Source organism: Paenibacillus sp. FSL P2-0121 (assembly GCF_037975345.1).
Taxonomy (GTDB): domain Bacteria; phylum Bacillota; class Bacilli; order Paenibacillales; family Paenibacillaceae; genus Paenibacillus_AQ; species Paenibacillus_AQ odorifer.
In genome coordinates this window covers 1,289,243-1,306,186 of the sequence record NZ_CP150245.1, presented here as the reverse complement: position 1 = coordinate 1,306,186, position 16,944 = coordinate 1,289,243, and the positions used below count along the sequence as shown (strand labels likewise).

General features: G+C 44.9%; 14 protein-coding genes. 11 read left to right on the top strand and 3 right to left on the bottom strand.

What is annotated here, in order from left to right:
* Positions 1-161: 161 nt before the first annotated feature.
* On the bottom strand, positions 162-1,067 hold the full coding sequence (locus MKY54_RS05710) for a GNAT family N-acetyltransferase (RefSeq protein ID WP_076129573.1): 906 nt from the start codon (positions 1,065-1,067) through the stop codon (positions 162-164).
* Between the two features lie 2,024 nt (positions 1,068-3,091).
* Here MKY54_RS05710 and MKY54_RS05705 point away from each other — a divergent pair.
* The 9 genes from MKY54_RS05705 (at position 3,092) to MKY54_RS05665 (ending at position 11,980) form a co-directional block, all read left to right on the top strand.
* The gene (locus tag MKY54_RS05705) at positions 3,092-3,790 is read left to right on the top strand and encodes a response regulator transcription factor (protein ID WP_339189880.1); all 699 of its coding nucleotides are present in this window, start codon (positions 3,092-3,094) and stop codon (positions 3,788-3,790) included.
* Complete coding sequence (locus MKY54_RS05700; protein WP_339189879.1) at positions 3,787-4,785, top strand: sensor histidine kinase; 999 nt, start codon at positions 3,787-3,789, stop codon at positions 4,783-4,785. Before MKY54_RS05705 ends, MKY54_RS05700 begins: the two co-directional genes overlap by 4 nt.
* A gap of 239 nt (positions 4,786-5,024) precedes the next feature.
* The gene (locus MKY54_RS05695) at positions 5,025-5,795 is read left to right on the top strand and encodes an ABC transporter ATP-binding protein (protein WP_036679832.1); all 771 of its coding nucleotides are present in this window, start codon (positions 5,025-5,027) and stop codon (positions 5,793-5,795) included.
* Positions 5,770-7,716, top strand: coding sequence for an ABC transporter permease (locus tag MKY54_RS05690; RefSeq protein ID WP_339189878.1), 1,947 nt, complete (start codon positions 5,770-5,772; stop codon positions 7,714-7,716). Before MKY54_RS05695 ends, MKY54_RS05690 begins: the two co-directional genes overlap by 26 nt.
* A 147-nt stretch (positions 7,717-7,863) precedes the next feature.
* Positions 7,864-8,820, top strand: coding sequence for a YafY family protein (locus tag MKY54_RS05685; RefSeq protein ID WP_076280460.1), 957 nt, complete (start codon positions 7,864-7,866; stop codon positions 8,818-8,820).
* Between the two features lie 105 nt (positions 8,821-8,925).
* On the top strand, positions 8,926-9,384 hold the full coding sequence (locus MKY54_RS05680; protein WP_076104700.1) for an SRPBCC domain-containing protein: 459 nt from the start codon (positions 8,926-8,928) through the stop codon (positions 9,382-9,384).
* 226 nt (positions 9,385-9,610) lie between these two features.
* Positions 9,611-9,865 (top strand): FeoA family protein, encoded by a 255-nt coding sequence (locus MKY54_RS05675; RefSeq protein ID WP_036679839.1) that lies wholly within the window; start codon positions 9,611-9,613, stop codon positions 9,863-9,865.
* Entirely contained in the window at positions 9,862-10,593 is a 732-nt protein-coding gene (locus MKY54_RS05670) for a FeoB small GTPase domain-containing protein (RefSeq protein ID WP_076130631.1), read from the top strand. Before MKY54_RS05675 ends, MKY54_RS05670 begins: the two co-directional genes overlap by 4 nt.
* Positions 10,571-11,980: a nucleoside recognition domain-containing protein gene (locus MKY54_RS05665; RefSeq protein ID WP_076130630.1), complete on the top strand. Its 1,410-nt coding sequence runs from the start codon at positions 10,571-10,573 to the stop codon at positions 11,978-11,980. The genes MKY54_RS05670 and MKY54_RS05665 overlap by 23 nt, the downstream gene beginning before the upstream one ends.
* Before the next feature lie 777 nt (positions 11,981-12,757).
* Here MKY54_RS05665 and MKY54_RS05660 read toward each other — a convergent pair.
* Both MKY54_RS05660 and MKY54_RS05655 read right to left on the bottom strand, forming a co-directional pair.
* Positions 12,758-13,453: a hypothetical protein gene (locus MKY54_RS05660; RefSeq protein ID WP_076130629.1), complete on the bottom strand. Its 696-nt coding sequence runs from the start codon at positions 13,451-13,453 to the stop codon at positions 12,758-12,760.
* A 179-nt stretch (positions 13,454-13,632) separates the two neighbouring features.
* The gene (locus MKY54_RS05655) at positions 13,633-15,042 is read right to left on the bottom strand and encodes a PLP-dependent aminotransferase family protein (protein ID WP_076130628.1); all 1,410 of its coding nucleotides are present in this window, start codon (positions 15,040-15,042) and stop codon (positions 13,633-13,635) included.
* 169 nt (positions 15,043-15,211) lie between these two features.
* Here MKY54_RS05655 and MKY54_RS05650 point away from each other — a divergent pair, with 169 nt between their 5' ends.
* Together MKY54_RS05650 and MKY54_RS05645 are read left to right on the top strand one after the other, a co-directional pair.
* Positions 15,212-16,144: an EamA family transporter gene (locus tag MKY54_RS05650; RefSeq protein ID WP_339189875.1), complete on the top strand. Its 933-nt coding sequence runs from the start codon at positions 15,212-15,214 to the stop codon at positions 16,142-16,144.
* 155 nt (positions 16,145-16,299) lie between these two features.
* Positions 16,300-16,944, top strand: coding sequence for a helix-turn-helix transcriptional regulator (locus MKY54_RS05645; protein WP_081383827.1), 645 nt, complete (start codon positions 16,300-16,302; stop codon positions 16,942-16,944).

Sequence of the window (16,944 nt, the reverse complement as noted above, 5' to 3'; positions counted from 1 at the left end):
TATGATTGCTGTGCGACGTATGAGATTACTGTGCAGCATATGATTGCCGAGCTCAAACCCAAAAATCCCCTTGATGACTTACCCATCAAGGGGATTTTTCATAAAACGTTGCCAGTTTAGGTACTGCTGACAGATCCAATGTCGGGGGCAGCCGGTGCAACTTAATCTGTGTGACCTGAATATTCCCACACCTGCAACCAAACTTCTGTAGTAAAGCCCAATTTCTCGTAGAAAGGCTGCATAGAACCTACGTAAACTTTACTAGCTCCGAGTTGTTTTAAACGGTTAAATCCTTCGTGTAGAACCGCCCGTCCCAGTCCCAGCTTTCGATAATTAATGGATGTGCCTACAGGCTCCAGAGCACCAATTCTATTGCTGCTGTCCCAAAAAATATTACAAAAGGAAACCACTTCGCCCGCGTCATTCACAACGCTAAGATCGAGCTGCGGATTATAGCTTGGAGCGTTACTCATATTCCCATAATGTAGCAGCGTGAGCTCTGCCTCCGCCGTTTCTGCATAGTCGAAGGCCATGATATGTCCGAGCGCTTTTGCAGTAACTTCGATCTCATCTCCGCTGCATATTCTAAAGCCAGAGGGGAGCTCCACAGGAAATTCCTTATCCAATCGCAAGGAGTTTACGCTTTCCTTACCACCCGTTTGATGATACCCCCTCTTACGAGCAACCTCCGCCGCAGAGGTCATATTCTCCGGTATTGGCACATACAGCTCTACGTAACCACCGTTCTCTTCCTCAGCTTTTTGTTCAGCAAAAGCAAACATTTCTTCAAGTAATTTTTCCGGAGGATTCATCTCAGCACACTGAAAATAGAACCCATCGTCCCTGCACACTACAGCTGCAAGCTCTCCATTGTCATACTCCCATAAGCCCACTTTTTGTTCCCACTGCTCCAGCGTTCCACTTCTCGTCTCCTGAAAAAAAACAACAAATTCCCAGCGGTCTATAAGCCAGGTATTTGGAGTCTTTAGCTTACTGTAACTTTGTATAAGAAAATGACGTACCTTTAGCAGATCTTCAGAACGGTAGCTTCTAAAATTAAAGTTCATTTTCCACGCCCCTCTCTTTAATTTCATATTAAGGGAGATGTAAAAATGAAGCATATATCATAATTAGTTATTATTATTTTATACTACCGAATATGATCCGTACGTTCACAAAACAAACATTTCTTGAGTGAAAATTATGAGCTCCACGCATCCGTTAACTGCATTTAGTGCAACTATTCCTCAGAATACTCCTTCAAAAGATAGTTAGTTGTATTTCGTGCAGTTAAATTTCTGATTTCCCTTTAATTGCACTAGATTCACCCTTTTTAGTTGCACGAAGTGCAACTAAACGGCTTCTAGGGACGATCTACGCAGAAATAAGTGTACAAAGTGCAATTAGAGAAAGTTTTGGAGTGGACGATCTTCTTACGGAGGAAATAGTCACTGATCAAGCTTTTTCAAGCGATAATTATGAGCTCCACGCATCCGTTAACTGCATTTAGTGCAACTATTCCTCAGAAAGTTACTTAAAAAGATAGTTAGTTGTATTTCGTGCAGTTAAATTTCCGGTTTTCCTTTAATTGCACCGAATTCACCCTTTTTAGCTGCACGAAGTGCAACTAAACGGCTTCTAGGGACTATCTACGCAGAAATAAGTGTACAAAGTGCATTTAGAGAAAGCTTTGGAGTGGGCGATCTTCTTTCAGAGGAAATAGTCACTGATCAAGCTTTTCAAGCGATCATTATGCGCTCCACGCATCCGTTAACTGCATTTAGTGCAACTATTCCTCAGAAAGTTACTTAAAAAGATAGTTAGTTGTATTTCGTGCAGTTAAATTTCTGATTTCCCTTTAATTGCACTAGATTCACCCTTTTTAGCTGCACGAAGTGCAACTAAACGGCTTCTAGGGACTATCTATGCAGAAATAAGTGTACAAAGTGCGATTAGAGTAAGTTTGTTGAGTGGGCGATCTTCTTCCGAAGGAAATAGTCACTGATCAACTATTTCCAAGCGATAATTATGAGCTCCACGCATCCGTTAACTGCATTTAGTGCAACTATTCCTCAGAATGCTCCTTCAAAAGTTAGTTTAGTTGTATTTCGTGCAGTTAAATTTCCGGTTTTCCTTTAATTGCACCGAATTCACCCTTTTTAGCTGCACGAAGTGCAACTAAACGGCTTCTAGGGACTATCTACGCAGAAATAAGTGTACAAAGTGCATTTAGAGAAAGCTTTGGAGTGGGCGATCTTCTTCGGGAGGAAATAGTCACTGATCAAGCTTTTCAAGCGATAATTATGAGCTCCACACATCCGTTAACTGCATTTAGTGCAACTATTCCTCAGAATGCTCCTTCAAAAGTTAGTTTAGTTGTATTTCGTGCAGTTAAATTTCCGGTTTTCCTTTAATTGCACCGAATTCACCCTTTTTAGTTGCACGAAGTGCAATTAAATGGCTTCTAAGGACTATCTACGCAGAAATAAGTGTACAAAGTGCAATTAGATGACTTCTATGGACTATCTAATCAGAAATAAGTGTACAAAGTGCAATTAGAGAAAGCTTTGGAGTGCGCGATCTTCTTCCGGAGGAAATAGTCACTGATCAACTATTTTCAAGCGATAATTATGAGCTCCACGCATCCGTTAACTGCATTTAGTGCAACTATTTCCTCAGAATGCTCCTTCAAAAGATAGTTAGTTGTATTTCGTGCAGTTAAATTTCTGGTTTTCCTTTAATTCCACTAGATTCACCCTTTTTAGTTGCACGAAGTGCAATTAAACGGCTTCTAGGGACGATCTACGCAGAAATAAGTGTACAAAGTGCAATTAAGTCTGGATAATCCGCTTGAGCGAAATCTGGATTGCTTAGAGCTAGATCAGCTAGAGCTAGGCCAGCTAGGCTAGATCAGCTAGAGCTAGGCCAGCTACAGCTAGGTCAGCTAGAGCTAGATCAGCTAGGCTTAGATCAGCCAAATTCCCCTTCGGTAAAACTAGCTAGATTCTTACGTTGACCACGAATAAGAGTACTCTTTTTGCATAATTTTCCTTGTACATGTTACTGTATAACTGAACAAAGGAGTGAAAATATGGAGACGATTCTAATCATAGAGGACGATGCCAAGCTGGCAAGCTTGCTGAGCACGTACCTATCGAAATATGGGTTCCATACAATTATTGTAGAGGATTTCAACAGGGTGCTGGAGACTTTTAATGAAAGCTCGGCTGACCTTATCTTACTGGACGTCAATCTGCCTAAATACGATGGGTTCTACTGGTGCCGCCAGATTCGTTCCCTCTCACTCTGCCCGATTCTGTTCATTTCTGCACGGGATAGTGGAATGGATCAGGTGATGGCGCTTGAGAATGGCGGGGACGATTATATCACTAAGCCTTTTCACTATGAGGTTGTACTTGCCAAAATCCGCAGCCACATACGTAGAGCATACGGTTCATACTCACAGACTCAAGAAGAGAATAAACTCCAATCTGGAGGTTTAATCCTCTATCCTGAACGATATATGATCCAATACGACGGGCACACGAGTGAGCTAACCCAAAAGGAAGCGGTTCTACTGGAAGCTTTACTGCTTAAGGAAGGACGAGTGGTTAACCGGGAGCGTCTGCTCGATCTCATGTGGAAGGATCAGCATTTCATAGATGACAATACATTAAATGTCTACATAACCCGTGTCCGCAAAAAGCTCAAGGATCTCGGTCTTGGCGACATTGTGGAAACCGTAAGAGGCGCTGGCTATCGGCTTAATGTTTCTAAGGATACGCCATGAGGCTTTTTTGGAGAGACCAGATCTCACTGATCCTATTCTATCTGCTTCAGATGCTGCTTATCCCTTTGCTGTATTGGCTGTCTGGTGAGAACAGACCGATCTCTATCATGCTTTATGGAATCGCCTTGAGTACCGTAGTTCTATTGCTATATTTAGGCTACCGATACGTTCAGCACCGGAGATTGTATGCAGCATTAAGCGAACCTATGGACATGCTCCGAAAACATCTTGTTTCCTTAGGAGACACTCCTCTTTCAGAAGCTATCCATGAGTTATTGCAGCTGATTGACCGCCAGTATCAGGAGCAAGTGAATGCGCATGCGCGCCAGATGGATCAGCATATCGTATTCATGAATCGCTGGGTTCATCAAATGAAGACCCCGCTCTCTGTAATTCAGCTTACGCTAAAGGATCTTGAAGAGGAGGCTGCCGCAAGTATTCAGGAGGAACTGGAACGTCTGCGCGGAGGGCTGGAGATGGTTATCTACACTTCAAGACTTGACCGATTTGAAAATGATTTTCAAGTTGAACCGTTACTTCTGCGCAAAACCGTTAGTGAGGCGGTAGCCGAAAATCGCAGACTATTCATACGCCGGGGTATAAAAGTAGATGTACAGGTGGATGCCAATCTCGCGGTATATAGCGATGCTAAATGGTTAATGTTTATGCTGGCCCAAATCTTAACCAATGCCGTAAACTATACCTCCGGTACTGGCAAGACCGTTACCCTCTCAGCTCAGCGTGTAGGCACCGACACGATTCTGGATATAACCGATCAAGGGATCGGCATTTCTCCTGAGGATCTGAAGCGGGTCTTTAATCCCTACTTTACGGGTGACCGCGGACGACATTATCATGAATCGACAGGGATGGGGCTGTATCTCGTCCGGGAGATTTGCAACAGGCTCGAACACAAGGTGGATATTCAGTCCCGGCTCGGGGAAGGGACCCGTGTGCGGCTTATTTTTAGCAACAGTGATCATCTACAGAAATAATATTGAGGGGACTTCGTCGTCATTATTCATGGCTTTGAAGCCTCCTTCTTCTTTATAGGCTACTTATCTCTCAACCCATTCTCCACAAGGAGAAAGGCGAACATAACCTTAACGTCTCTGTAAGGGAACCTTAAGGTAAATCCATAGCAGCTAATCTCTCAATCTTATAAATTATATACATAACCCGTTCCCCGAATAAGGCGGATGAAATCATTTTTGTATTGGAAGGAATGAATGATATGAACGTATTGGAAGTCAAAGGACTTCATAAGGTATACCCCGGCAAAATAGTGACCCAAGCCCTCACCGATATTCATCTTAATATTGAAAAAGGTGAATTTGTCGGAATTATGGGACCGTCTGGTAGCGGTAAAACAACACTGCTCAATATGGTATCCACAATCGACCAGCCGTCCTCTGGCGAAGTGAATATCAATGGCAGCAACCCTTATCTTTTGAATAAAAAAGAGCTCGCCCACTTTCGCCGAAAACAGCTAGGCTTTGTGTTTCAGGACTTCAACCTGCTTGAGACGTTAACCGTCGCCGAAAATATTGTGCTGCCCCTGACTTTGGATAACCGTAAGCTCTCACAGATGGAAATCTTGCTTCAAAGAGTCGCTGAACGCTTAAACATTACCGATATTCTGAGCAAACGCACCTATGAAATTTCAGGGGGACAACGTCAGCGGACCGCAATTGCCCGGGCGATCATCACCTCTCCTTCGATTATATTGGCCGATGAGCCTACGGGTGCGCTTGACTCCAATTCTTCGCGGATGGTGATGGAATCGCTGGAAGATATTAACCACAAAGAAGGCACCACGCTAATGCTCGTAACACATGATCCACTGGCAGCGAGCTACTGCAACCGAATTGTTTTTATAAAAGACGGCAAACTAGCAGCGGAAATTCACCGGGGAGATAACCGTCAGGCCTTCTTCCAAAAGATTATCGATACACTTTCATTCTGGGGAGGGAATAGTCATGAACTTTCCTCAATTCGCGTTTAATAATGTACGCCGTAATTCGCGCGCTTATTTTGCTTTTTTCTTAAGCAGTGCTTTTATGGTCATGATCTTTTTCTCTTATTCAGTCTTTATTTATCACCCTAGTATTACGAACATCGCGCTGGGTGCGAATTCAGCCTCCGGCATGCAAATTGCTTCTTACATTGTGTTTATCTTTGCGTTCTTTTTCGTACTATATTCGATTAGCGCATTTCTGAAAATGCGTAATCTGGAGTTCGGCATACTGATGATTTTAGGCGCACGACCTGGCCAGATCAACAAGCTGATTCTTATAGAAAACATGCTGATCGGACTGCTCTCTATAGTAACAGGTGTGTCTTTCGGCATACTTTTATCCAAGTTATTCTTGCTGCTAAGCACGACAATTATGGGCATGGAGCCACTGCCCTTTTATTGGCCAATGAAGGCGTTAATGATTACTTCTATCTCTTTCATTTCATTATTTCTGGTCATTTCGATCTTCACATTATTGTTCATTCGTAAACATCAAGTTCTTGAACTGCTTAAGGGAAATGTTAAACCTAAAAAAGAACCCCGTGTCTCCTTGTTGTTCTCGCTCTTTGGGCTTCTACTGTTGACCGTCGGCGCTCTCGCGATTCGGAAGCAATTGTCCCCGTCCTCACTGTTAGTCGCCGCTGTCACAGGTATCGCTGGAACCTACTTTTTCTACTCTCAGTTATCTGTATTGGGCATTCGCCTACTAAAACTAAGACGCAAACAGTTGTGGCGCGGGACCAATCTGCTGTGGATTTCCGAGATGAGTTATAAGATTAAAGACAATGCAAGAATGCTGTTCCTTGTAACTGTGGTTACCTCGCTTGCCTGCATGGCTTCGGGAATTCTTTTATCGATTAATCAAGCGAACTCAGACCTCTATAAAAAATCCCCATTCGCTGTGAGTTATACGATTTATGATCCGAAGGATGAAGCACCAGATTTAGAGCCCATTCACACTAAATTAAAGAATGCTAAAGTCGAGTATACAGAGAATAAAGTAGATCTAATCTCTGCTTCCATTCAAGGAATCGATAAGGAAATAATACTTGGAATTGATCTGATCTCCCGCTCACAGTTTAATCAACTGGGCTTACAGATGGATGTGTCCGAGGTTGGACCCTTGTCTGAAAAAGAAGCTGTATTACTGCTGAACCCACATATGGATTCACAGAATTATGCTGCTAATCGAGCGATTCATTTGAAGGTTCAAAAAGATGAGGAACTGATGTTAAAAGAATTACGAACACCAAAGGTGCATCCAGTAGATCCAATGGCCACCTCACTTCTAATCGTAGATGACAACTTATATCATAAGATTTCTAATTCAACAGAGAAGTACACGAGACCTTATGTGAAATATCTATACAAAATCCCTGCATGGGACGGTCCTACACCTAATGACAGCTCAGCTGAAGCTGTTGTCACCAGAGACCTTATCCAATGGAATAAAGCCGCTAACAAGGCTAACCATCAATACAGCTCTATACTGGGATCGCGAGCAGACAGCTATCTATCGACCAAACAGGGAGCCGCCATGCTTAGCTTTATAGGAATTTTTATCGCACTGATCTTCTCGCTATCATCCGCCAGCTTTCTCTTTTTTAAGCTTCATACTGAGCTCAACACAGATAAGCAAATGTATAATGCTTTGTCCAAAATCGGTTTAAGTACTAAAGAAATGTCAGCTTCTGCTACCAAACAGATTTCTGTGCTTTTCTATATTCCGATTATTATTGCCACCATTCAGACCCTTGTCGTGATACGCCCGATACTGAAACAGATTAATATCACAAATGTAACTGTGCCCGTGCTTACTACATCTGCTGTATTTCTGGTTGTGCAAACTATCTATTTCCTTATTGCGAGATCACGGTACATTCATAGTCTCAAGAAAATAATGGTGTAACACCATGTTGAAAAGAATCGTAACCCTGGATGTACTTCGCGGCTTGGAACTTATGGCAGCACCAAAAGGTTCTCTAGCTGATCAATAGGCAATTTGCTATAGTTAGTAAACTATTACTAATTAATGAGGCAAGGAGGTTCCTGATTTATGTCCAAGGCTGATCACATGTTATCCATTCTCTGGATGCTCAAGCAACGGGGAAGAACCGCCGGGGAACTAGCAGAAGCGCTAGAGATCAGTGTCCGCTCTGTCTATCGTTACATCGACGCGTTATGCATCAGTGGCGTACCCATTATCGCGGATAGTGGACCTGGTGGTGGCTATAGCCTTCCGGAGCATTTTTCCGAGGTCCCGTTATTCTTTGACTCCGACGAACAACGTTCCCTCCTGCAAGCCGCCTCCTTTGCGCGGGGAACTGGATATCCTTATGTAGAAGCTCTAGATCAAGCAATCGCCAAACTGAAACGGTACAGCAATGCGCAGCAATTAGAACAGATGGAGCGTCATGAGAGCGGGATAGAAACCATCCACTCCCCTGCTGCGCCGCTTCCCCACCTACTGCAAGAGCTTGAATTAGCGACGGCGAACGGACATACCCTCCAGATGGAATATCGGAAGGGAAACGGGGAGACGATTTCTTCCCGCGCTATTGATCCTTATGGACTTGTCCTGTGGAAAGGGCAATGGTACACCGTTGCTTATTGCCATCAGAGGCAAGAAATTCGGTCTTTCCGAGTCGATAGAATAACTGAACTGCACCGCACAGAAGCTCTGTTTGCCCGTCCTGCTGACTTCTCTGCACGTGATTTTTTGTTAAAAAGCTTGCTGCCCACACCAAATACTCCAGAGAAACTCATAGCAGTAGTCATCGCCGCCGATGAAGGAATCCTGAACGATCTATGCAGTCATTGGCTGTTTGGACATGCGCTGGTGCAGCGCATTGACGGACAAGCCCGTTTTCAAGTCGATGAGACCTCCTTACTGACTTATGCGCCTTACTTCTTGTTGCCTTATGGATCAACACTACGAATCCTAGAGCCTTTAGCTCTGAAACAAAAGCTGTCCGCTATAGCTACCGATCTGGCAGCTTATTATAAAACTTAAAATGATTATTTTAGGATCACTGACCGTAGTTGTCAGTGATCCTTTTGTATAGTGTAAATAAGTCTAAGGGAATAAATGATTGTACAAACCAAGGAGGAATAAGGAATGAAAGAACTTCACTATGAATTTTATATTGGCGGAACACCTGAGCAGGTATGGGAGACTTTGATCTCTCCCGAAGGTACTAAACAGATTTACTACGGGAGCGTAATCCAATCAACTTTTAAAGAAGGTGAATTGCTTGAATATGTTGGTCCCGGTGCAGATGGCGATGAAACGATACATGTATATGGGACTCTGCTGGAGTTCACTCCACAAAAAGCGTTTCGTTTCACGCATAAGGTCGGCCCCTCCTATCATAAGGGTACAGAAAGATATGAATCGCGTATATCTTGGCTGCTTGAACCGGTGGGTGGAACTACTAAGCTTACGCTTATCCACGATGAATGGCATCCTGATGATCCTTCATATGCTGGCAGTATCAACGCCTGGTGGCAGGTTCTGAGTAATATTAAAACCTTGGTCGAGACCGGACGTACACTTGATTTTGGCAGCTGGTCGTAATTTTTATGTTAATTAGGAATTAAGCTCAACCCTGCGGAAAAGAGCGTACAAGCCCTCTTTCGTCAGGGGCTTTTTTTGCTTAATTTTATTTTGCCTAAGGGAAACATTCTTGTTGCAGGGACAAAGTTGTTGCCATATACTAATGTTGTGCCAGACTACAAGAAATGTTCTAATACACAAAATAAAAACCGTAGGCGGTAAAAATATAAATGAAAGAAGGGATCTCATGACTGGAACAACTATTCCTTTATCAGAGGCTGCAAAGGGTAGCACGCTGCGCATCAGCGACATTGAAGTTCAAGGTGTGCTTAGAAGAAGATTACTGGACCTCGGGTTCGTAGTCGGGAATATCGTAGAGGTGTTGCGGCGTAGTCCATTAGGAGATCCTATAGCTTTTCGGGTAAGCAATACGACCATTGCACTGCGTAGAGAAGAAAGTTCTTTAATATTCGGAGAATTAATTGGAGGTGTAGAAGCATGAGTCAGTTCACCGTCGCTTTTGCAGGCAATCCTAACACCGGAAAAAGCACACTATTCAACCTGCTAACCGGCATGCGACAGCATACTGGAAACTGGGCAGGTAAAACCGTCATTACTGCCGAAGGCGAATTCAAACACAATAACCATTCATACCTCGCGGTAGATTTACCAGGAACGTACTCCCTATACTCAAATTCCGCGGATGAAGAAGCGGCTAGAGATTATATTATTTTTGAACAGCCAGACGTGACACTTGTAGTGCTTGACGCTACTTCGCTGGAACGTAATCTCAATCTTGCCTTGCAAGTACTGGAGATTACCGGACGCGCGGTTGTCTGCATCAACCTCATTGATGAAGCACGTAAGCTGGGCATCGACATCAACCTGAAGAGTATCTCCAAACGTCTCGGCGTACCCGTCGTTGCGATATCGGCACGCAATAAAATAGGGATCGATGCCTTATTGGATCAAGTGGAGCGAGTGGCTACAGGCTCATTCACAGCGCAGCCGCTGCGGATTAGTTACAACGAAGAGATCGAACGGGGAATTGCCGAGCTTACACCATTGGTAGAGCAAACCATCGGTACCAAATATCCCGCTCGCTGGATTGCACTGCGCTTATTGGACGGTGATGACAGCCTGCTTACTTCACTTAAAGAGCATATGAAAAGCAAGGATTTACCCGAAGCAAAGGAGGTCATCGGCCATGGAGTCACTGCCTATCACTAAGGGATCTGACGCTCTAGATTCCCTATTGTCCACCGCAAAAAAGCTCGCTGACGGCGGAGCCATTCGGGATGAGATTGTCAGTGGTATATATGGCGTATCCGCAGGCATCTGCGGAGATGCAGTTACTTATCGGGATAAGAAGAAACTGAACAGCACTTATAAGCTGGATAATATCGTGACCTCCAAAATTTGGGGTTTTCCCATCATGCTCGCCATTCTCGGTGTCGTATTCTGGATTACGATTGCCGGGGCTAACTACCCTTCTAGCTGGCTCGCTTCCTTCTTTGGCTTCATCGAAGGATATCTGACAGCGGGATTTGAGGCTCTCCATGCCCCAGCTTGGCTGCACGGCGTGTTTGTGCTTGGCTTGTATCGAGGCACCTCATGGGTAATCAGTGTCATGCTGCCACCGATGATGATCTTTTTCCCCGTATTCGCTCTGCTTGAGAATTTCGGGTATCTGCCACGCGTTGCGTTTAACATGGACCGACTGTTCAAAAAATCAGGTGGTCATGGCAAGCAAGCTTTAACCATGTCCATGGGCTTCGGCTGTAACGCGGCCGCTATCCTCTCCACACGAATCATCGAATCGCCGCGTGAACGAATGCTGGCTATACTGACCAACAATTTTGTCCCTTGCAACGGCCGCTGGCCCACGCTGATTTTATTGTCTTCCTTATTTATGGCAGGAGCCGCTACGACAGGCGCGCTTCGTACATTCACCACTGCCTCCGTCCTAATGGGAATGGTTCTAATCGGCATCATTGTTACCTTAACCGTTTCCTGGGTCATGTCCAAAACTGCGCTGCGTGGGGTTCCCACACATTACACATTGGAGCTTCCTCCCTACCGCCGTCCACAAATCTGGAAGACCATACTTATTTCCTCCAAAGATAAGTCCCTTAACGTACTTACTCGGGCTATCGTCGTTGCTGCCCCTGCCGGGATTATCACTTGGATTCTAGGCAATCTGTTTATTGGCGGCGATTCTGTACTGAATCATATGGCTGCATTCTTTGATCCGTTCGCACATTTGCTTGGCATGGATGGCTTTATCATCATGGCCTTTATTCTTGGACTTCCTGCGAATGAAATCGTATTGCCTATCCTGCTTATGGGCTATATGTCCTCAGGCGCTATGGTTGATATCGACAGCTTAGGCAGTATCAAAGATGTCTTTCTCTCACATGGCTGGACCTGGCTGACCGCACTCAACATGATGCTGTTCTCCCTGCTCCACTATCCTTGTGGTACGACACTCGTGAACATTTACAAGGAAACAAAAAGCATGAAGTGGGCCGTTCTCTCAGCAGTCATTCCGCTGGGTATCGCCATCGGAGTAACCTTTGCTGTCGCTCAGCTTGCCCGGTTATTTGGGTGGGTGTGACGAGGGTGAGGTAGGCTTGCGATCTAAACTCAAGTGACATCACAACTGACTTCAACAGATTTCAACTTACATCGCAAAAATTCATCATTAACTCACTAAATTCACCTTAATCACATCACCCAAATTAACCTTGCTACACGGAATTCACCTTACTTTACCTTACAATCTAAAGTTCAACTTGCTTCACAGAATTCTGCCCTCCTTGAACTGATATTTAAGGAGATTCTCCCTCAAATTCGAACTTTATAGGCGCGCGTTAAACTTTTTGCGGAATTTCTCCCTGATAATCGATCTTTATAAGCACACATTGGACTTTTTGCGGAATTTCTCCCTAATAATTAGCCGATTATAGGCAAAAAGGGCAATTTCCGCAGAATTTTAGGGAGGAATTCCCCAATTATCGCTATTAATGAGTAAAACACGATAAAATCAGGGAGGATTTCCCTAATTATTGATTCTAGATGGTTCCGAGCTACACTTGAGCACCAGCACCAGCACTAGACCTGCATCGCCCTTCCACACATACCAACTCTAGACCTACGCCGCCCTTCAGCACACACCAGCATTAGCATCAGTACCTTTTCGCCCACCAACATACTCCACCACTGGTCCACCAACACAGCCCAACACCAGTTACTCAAGGTCTTCTCAAACAAATAAGCGGTCGCTCGGATGTTTATCCCGAGCGACCGCTTATTTTATCACAACCCCTTATATACTCTTACGTCCTAACTTGATCCCACCATTACATTACATGACGTGACTCTACAGTTAGAGTCATTTTTTGCGCGTTCCATCATTTCTACGACGGTATAGAACAGCCCCAGCTATAGCTGCTAGAACGATAATTATTCCACTAATCCCCACATTAACAAGAGGAAAGGAATCACTGTCCCCAGCAGAATTACCCGTTTGATCAGGCTCATTACTCCCAGCTCCTGACTCCGGTGAATTATTCGGGGTTACCTCCGGAGAAGCGGTAGGCGTCGTTGCCGAAATACCCGGTCCCAGCTCTTTCAGATCCACTGAGTCAGCGGTTAGCCGCTTAGTTCGACTGCATAAACTAGCCTCCAGATTACCAGATTCTCCACCGTCTCTAGCATAAGCATAGACAATGTAACTTTCCCCTTCCACAAACTCAAAGCCGCAGCTTGCAGAAGATAAAGCCGTAGTCAATGTAACTTGGTTTCCCTCGACCCCTTTCCAGCTGGAATCCACCTCAAAGGTTACCTTTACTGGATCAGCAGAAGAAATTATGTTCCCCTGTGACGGCTCCTTCATGTCCACTACTTTCCCGACAAAGACAGCTGTACTTTTCTCAAGAGCTTCCAGTGGCTCCGCAGGCATAACACAGGAACAGGCGTAAGTGACTGAGGGCCGCACCGTCAGCAAAGCCGTAAATATTAATAGGACACCTAGAAATATCATCATTGGACTTCGGAAATTGAACTTTCGGAAATTGATCTTTCGCAATTTGATAACCCCCTTCTCTACCTTACAGACGGAGCAAACGTAGAAAGTGTTACAGGAATTTCCAAACAAGTGATACAAGTCTATCCGGCAGTAATTAATCTAATCTTCTTCTTTAATTCCTCTAATCCTCTTTAACTCCTCATATCCTCTTCATTAATCCCCCATACCTGCTGTACCACTCACAAACTGTGCGCGATCCCAATCAAACGCTGTATTCCTTCGCGCAGCACCCCTTCGCTTGCAAAGGAATAACTTAGGCGAAGCCTTGACTTCATTTCCCCCAGTGGATCAAATAACTCCCCAGGAACAAAAGCGATCGACTGCGCCATACTTGAAGCAAACAGGCGATCCATCGTAAGATGCTCCGGTAGTTTCACCCATAGATTTAATCCGCCTTGCGGAGTCGTCCATTCCCAGCCAGTCCCCGCCAGCTCCTCTTCTACAATTTCCTTATGCACTTGAAGCGCAATGCGCAGCTTACCGAGATGCTGTTGCAAGCGTGGGGAGGTGTAGTAATGTAGAAATATTTTTTGATTCAGCAGCGGAGTGCCATTGTCTGCGAGTGATTTGGCCGTGATTAGACGCTCCATAAATGGATATCGGCAGGCCACCGCACAGATTCGTAAGCCAGGGGCTACATATTTACTGAAGCTGCTGATATAGATCACCCACCCCTCCGTATCATAAGCAAAAAAGGGCGGCGGCGGCTCCTCATCAAAATACATATCGCGGAACGGGTCATCCTCCACCAGTAAACAGCGATAACGTTCGGCCAGTTCTACCAACAGCTTGCGCTGTTGCACAGGCACCGTGTATCCAGTTGGATTGTGATGCGTTGGATTAATGTAGAACATACGCGGTTTATGCTTTTTCATCAAAGCTTCTACTTCCTCCAGATCATATCCCTCCGGAGTGATCTCTACCGGAACCAACCGTGCCCCCTCCCGGCGAAAAATATCCATAGCAACACTATAAGTAGGCCGCTCCACAAGCACCGTATCCAGAGGACCAAGCACAATCCGGGCAATCAGATTGATCGCCTGCTGCGCACCCGAGGTAATAAGCAGCTCTTCCGAAGTTAACTGCAGCCGATGTTGCTTCCGAAAGTGGTGGCTTAACGTCTCACGCAGCTCGTTATCCCCCTGGACCGAGGCATACGTTCCCATTACCTTGGGATATAGATCGAACACTTTTTTGACATAGTCAGATAGAAAAAGATTCGGCAGCAGCCCCGGATCAATCAGCGCCTGCGAGAACTGATACTTAACTGGCACTCTCTGAATATCAGACAGCGGATTAGTGAGCGCATAAGCCGATACTGCGGCTCCTACTTCAATAGCAGGAAGCGAGATTATGGGTGCCACGTAATATCCTGATTTATCTTTTACATAAACCTTTCCATCCTCCGTCAACCGTCTGTACGCTTTGAATACGGTCAGTCGATGTACCTTAAGCTCCTCCGCCAGCAGCCGTATAGAAGGAAGCTTATCATGTGCGACCCATTCCCCTCGCTCCATGCGGTTTAATAGAAATTCATAGACCTGCCGAAACAAAGGATGATTATGCTCCGCTCCCACAACCTTTTTCATCTGGCTACAACTCCTCTCCGAACAACCTTGTAATCATATTGTACACGATTTCTGAATTAATCTGTTCTACACAATGCAATCTGTTCTGTCCTCTCCCCTTTATGATTAACAAAATGCCAGCTTATAAATTCTTATATTTTATAAAGCACACAAAAGGGGACTTTTCAAAATGATCTTATTTGCTTATGCACTTGTATGTCTGATCTTCGGCACGACCTTTCTAGCTATCAAAATCGGTGTAGATGCCGGTGCGCCTCCTTTCTTTTCAGCGGGCTTAAGATTTTTTGTCGCAGGCGCTGTTCTATTCCTATGGATGGTCTGGAAACGAAAAGCCAGCTTCTCCTTGCTGTTGCGCAAAGAAATGTTGTTCACCGGGTCTGCTCTAACCTTCGGCACCTTCGCGGGTCTCTACTGGGCTGAACAATATGTTTCTTCAGGGCTTGCAGCTGTACTCTCTGCCACTGGACCGATCATGATCCTGCTGCTCCAAACCTCTATTCTTCGGCAAAAAGCACCCGCCATCTCCCTATATGGCTGCATCATCGGCTTCACTGGCGTACTGCTGCTGGTTCTCCCCAATCTCGCCGTTGATATTTCACCACTGTGGCTCATCGGTTGCGCCGTAGTCCTAATTGGAGAGTGTTGCTATGCTGTAGGTGCGATTTACTCCAAAAAAGTAATTAACAGTATGCCTGAGGTCTCACCAATTGCGCTGAATGCGGCTCAAATGATGTATGGCGGTGCGTTGTTATTCATTCTTTCTTTTGCCACGGAAAAAGTACATCCTGCATTTCTCTTCTCATTCGAGACAGCAGGTTCACTGCTCTATCTCACAGTTATCGGCTCCATGGTCGGCCATACCTTGTTCTACTGGCTCGTAGCTAAGACCAACCCAGTGTTTCCTTCTACCTGGCTTTATATTTCTCCACCGATTGCCGTGGGTGTAGGCTTTTTCTTTTACAAGGAGTCCGTATCTTGGATTACAATTCTTGGAGTGTTCACCATCATTGCCGGAACGATCCTAGTGAATGCTGATGCTTTAAAGCAATTACTGCAAAAAAAGAAGATCAACACTGTTGCGTTAAAAAAATCAAAAATATGACGTACTATATATTGCATTTATGACCACTATTGCGTATTATATAAACAAGTTAAATTAAACACAGCTAAATATGACTCATATATGAAAGGAGGATTCGCTTAACGGCGCTTCTTTTCTAAAGAGGAATGCCTTTTTTATCGGAAGTGGAGGGAATTGTGATCGAACTGACATCACGTCAAATAGAGATTATCGATATCGTTAACAAAAGAGCTCCGATTACCGGCGAACAGATTGCCGAAAGTTTGAACCTTACCCGGCCTACAATTCGCTCGGATCTGTCTGTTTTGGTTATGCTCAAATATATCGACGCCAAGCCGAAGGTCGGGTACTTCCCAGGATTGAAATCATCCAGTCGTCAGGGAAGCGGTTATCTGCTGCAGGAAACGATGGTCAAAGAAATTCAAAGTGTACCTATAGTTATCCGTGAGACCACAACTATTCAAGATGCCGTAGTTACGCTTTTTCTACAGGATGTAGGCACTCTTATTATCTGTGACGAAGAGGGTAAACTCACGGGCGTTGCTTCACGTAAGGATTTCCTAAAGGTAACCTTGGGCAACCCCGGTGCAGTCTCCATGCCCGTAAGCATGGTTATGACGCGCCAGCCCAAAGTGGTCACAACTTCACCGGATGAGCCGGTGCTTGAAGCTGCACATAAGATGATTTTTCACGAGGTAGACAGTTTGCCGGTGGTTGTTCCCAGCGCCGCTGAAGACGGCGGTACAAAACTGGATGTGGTAGGACGTTTAACAAAAACCTCCATCATCAAACTTCTCCTCGAACTTGAAGCCAAAGGATAA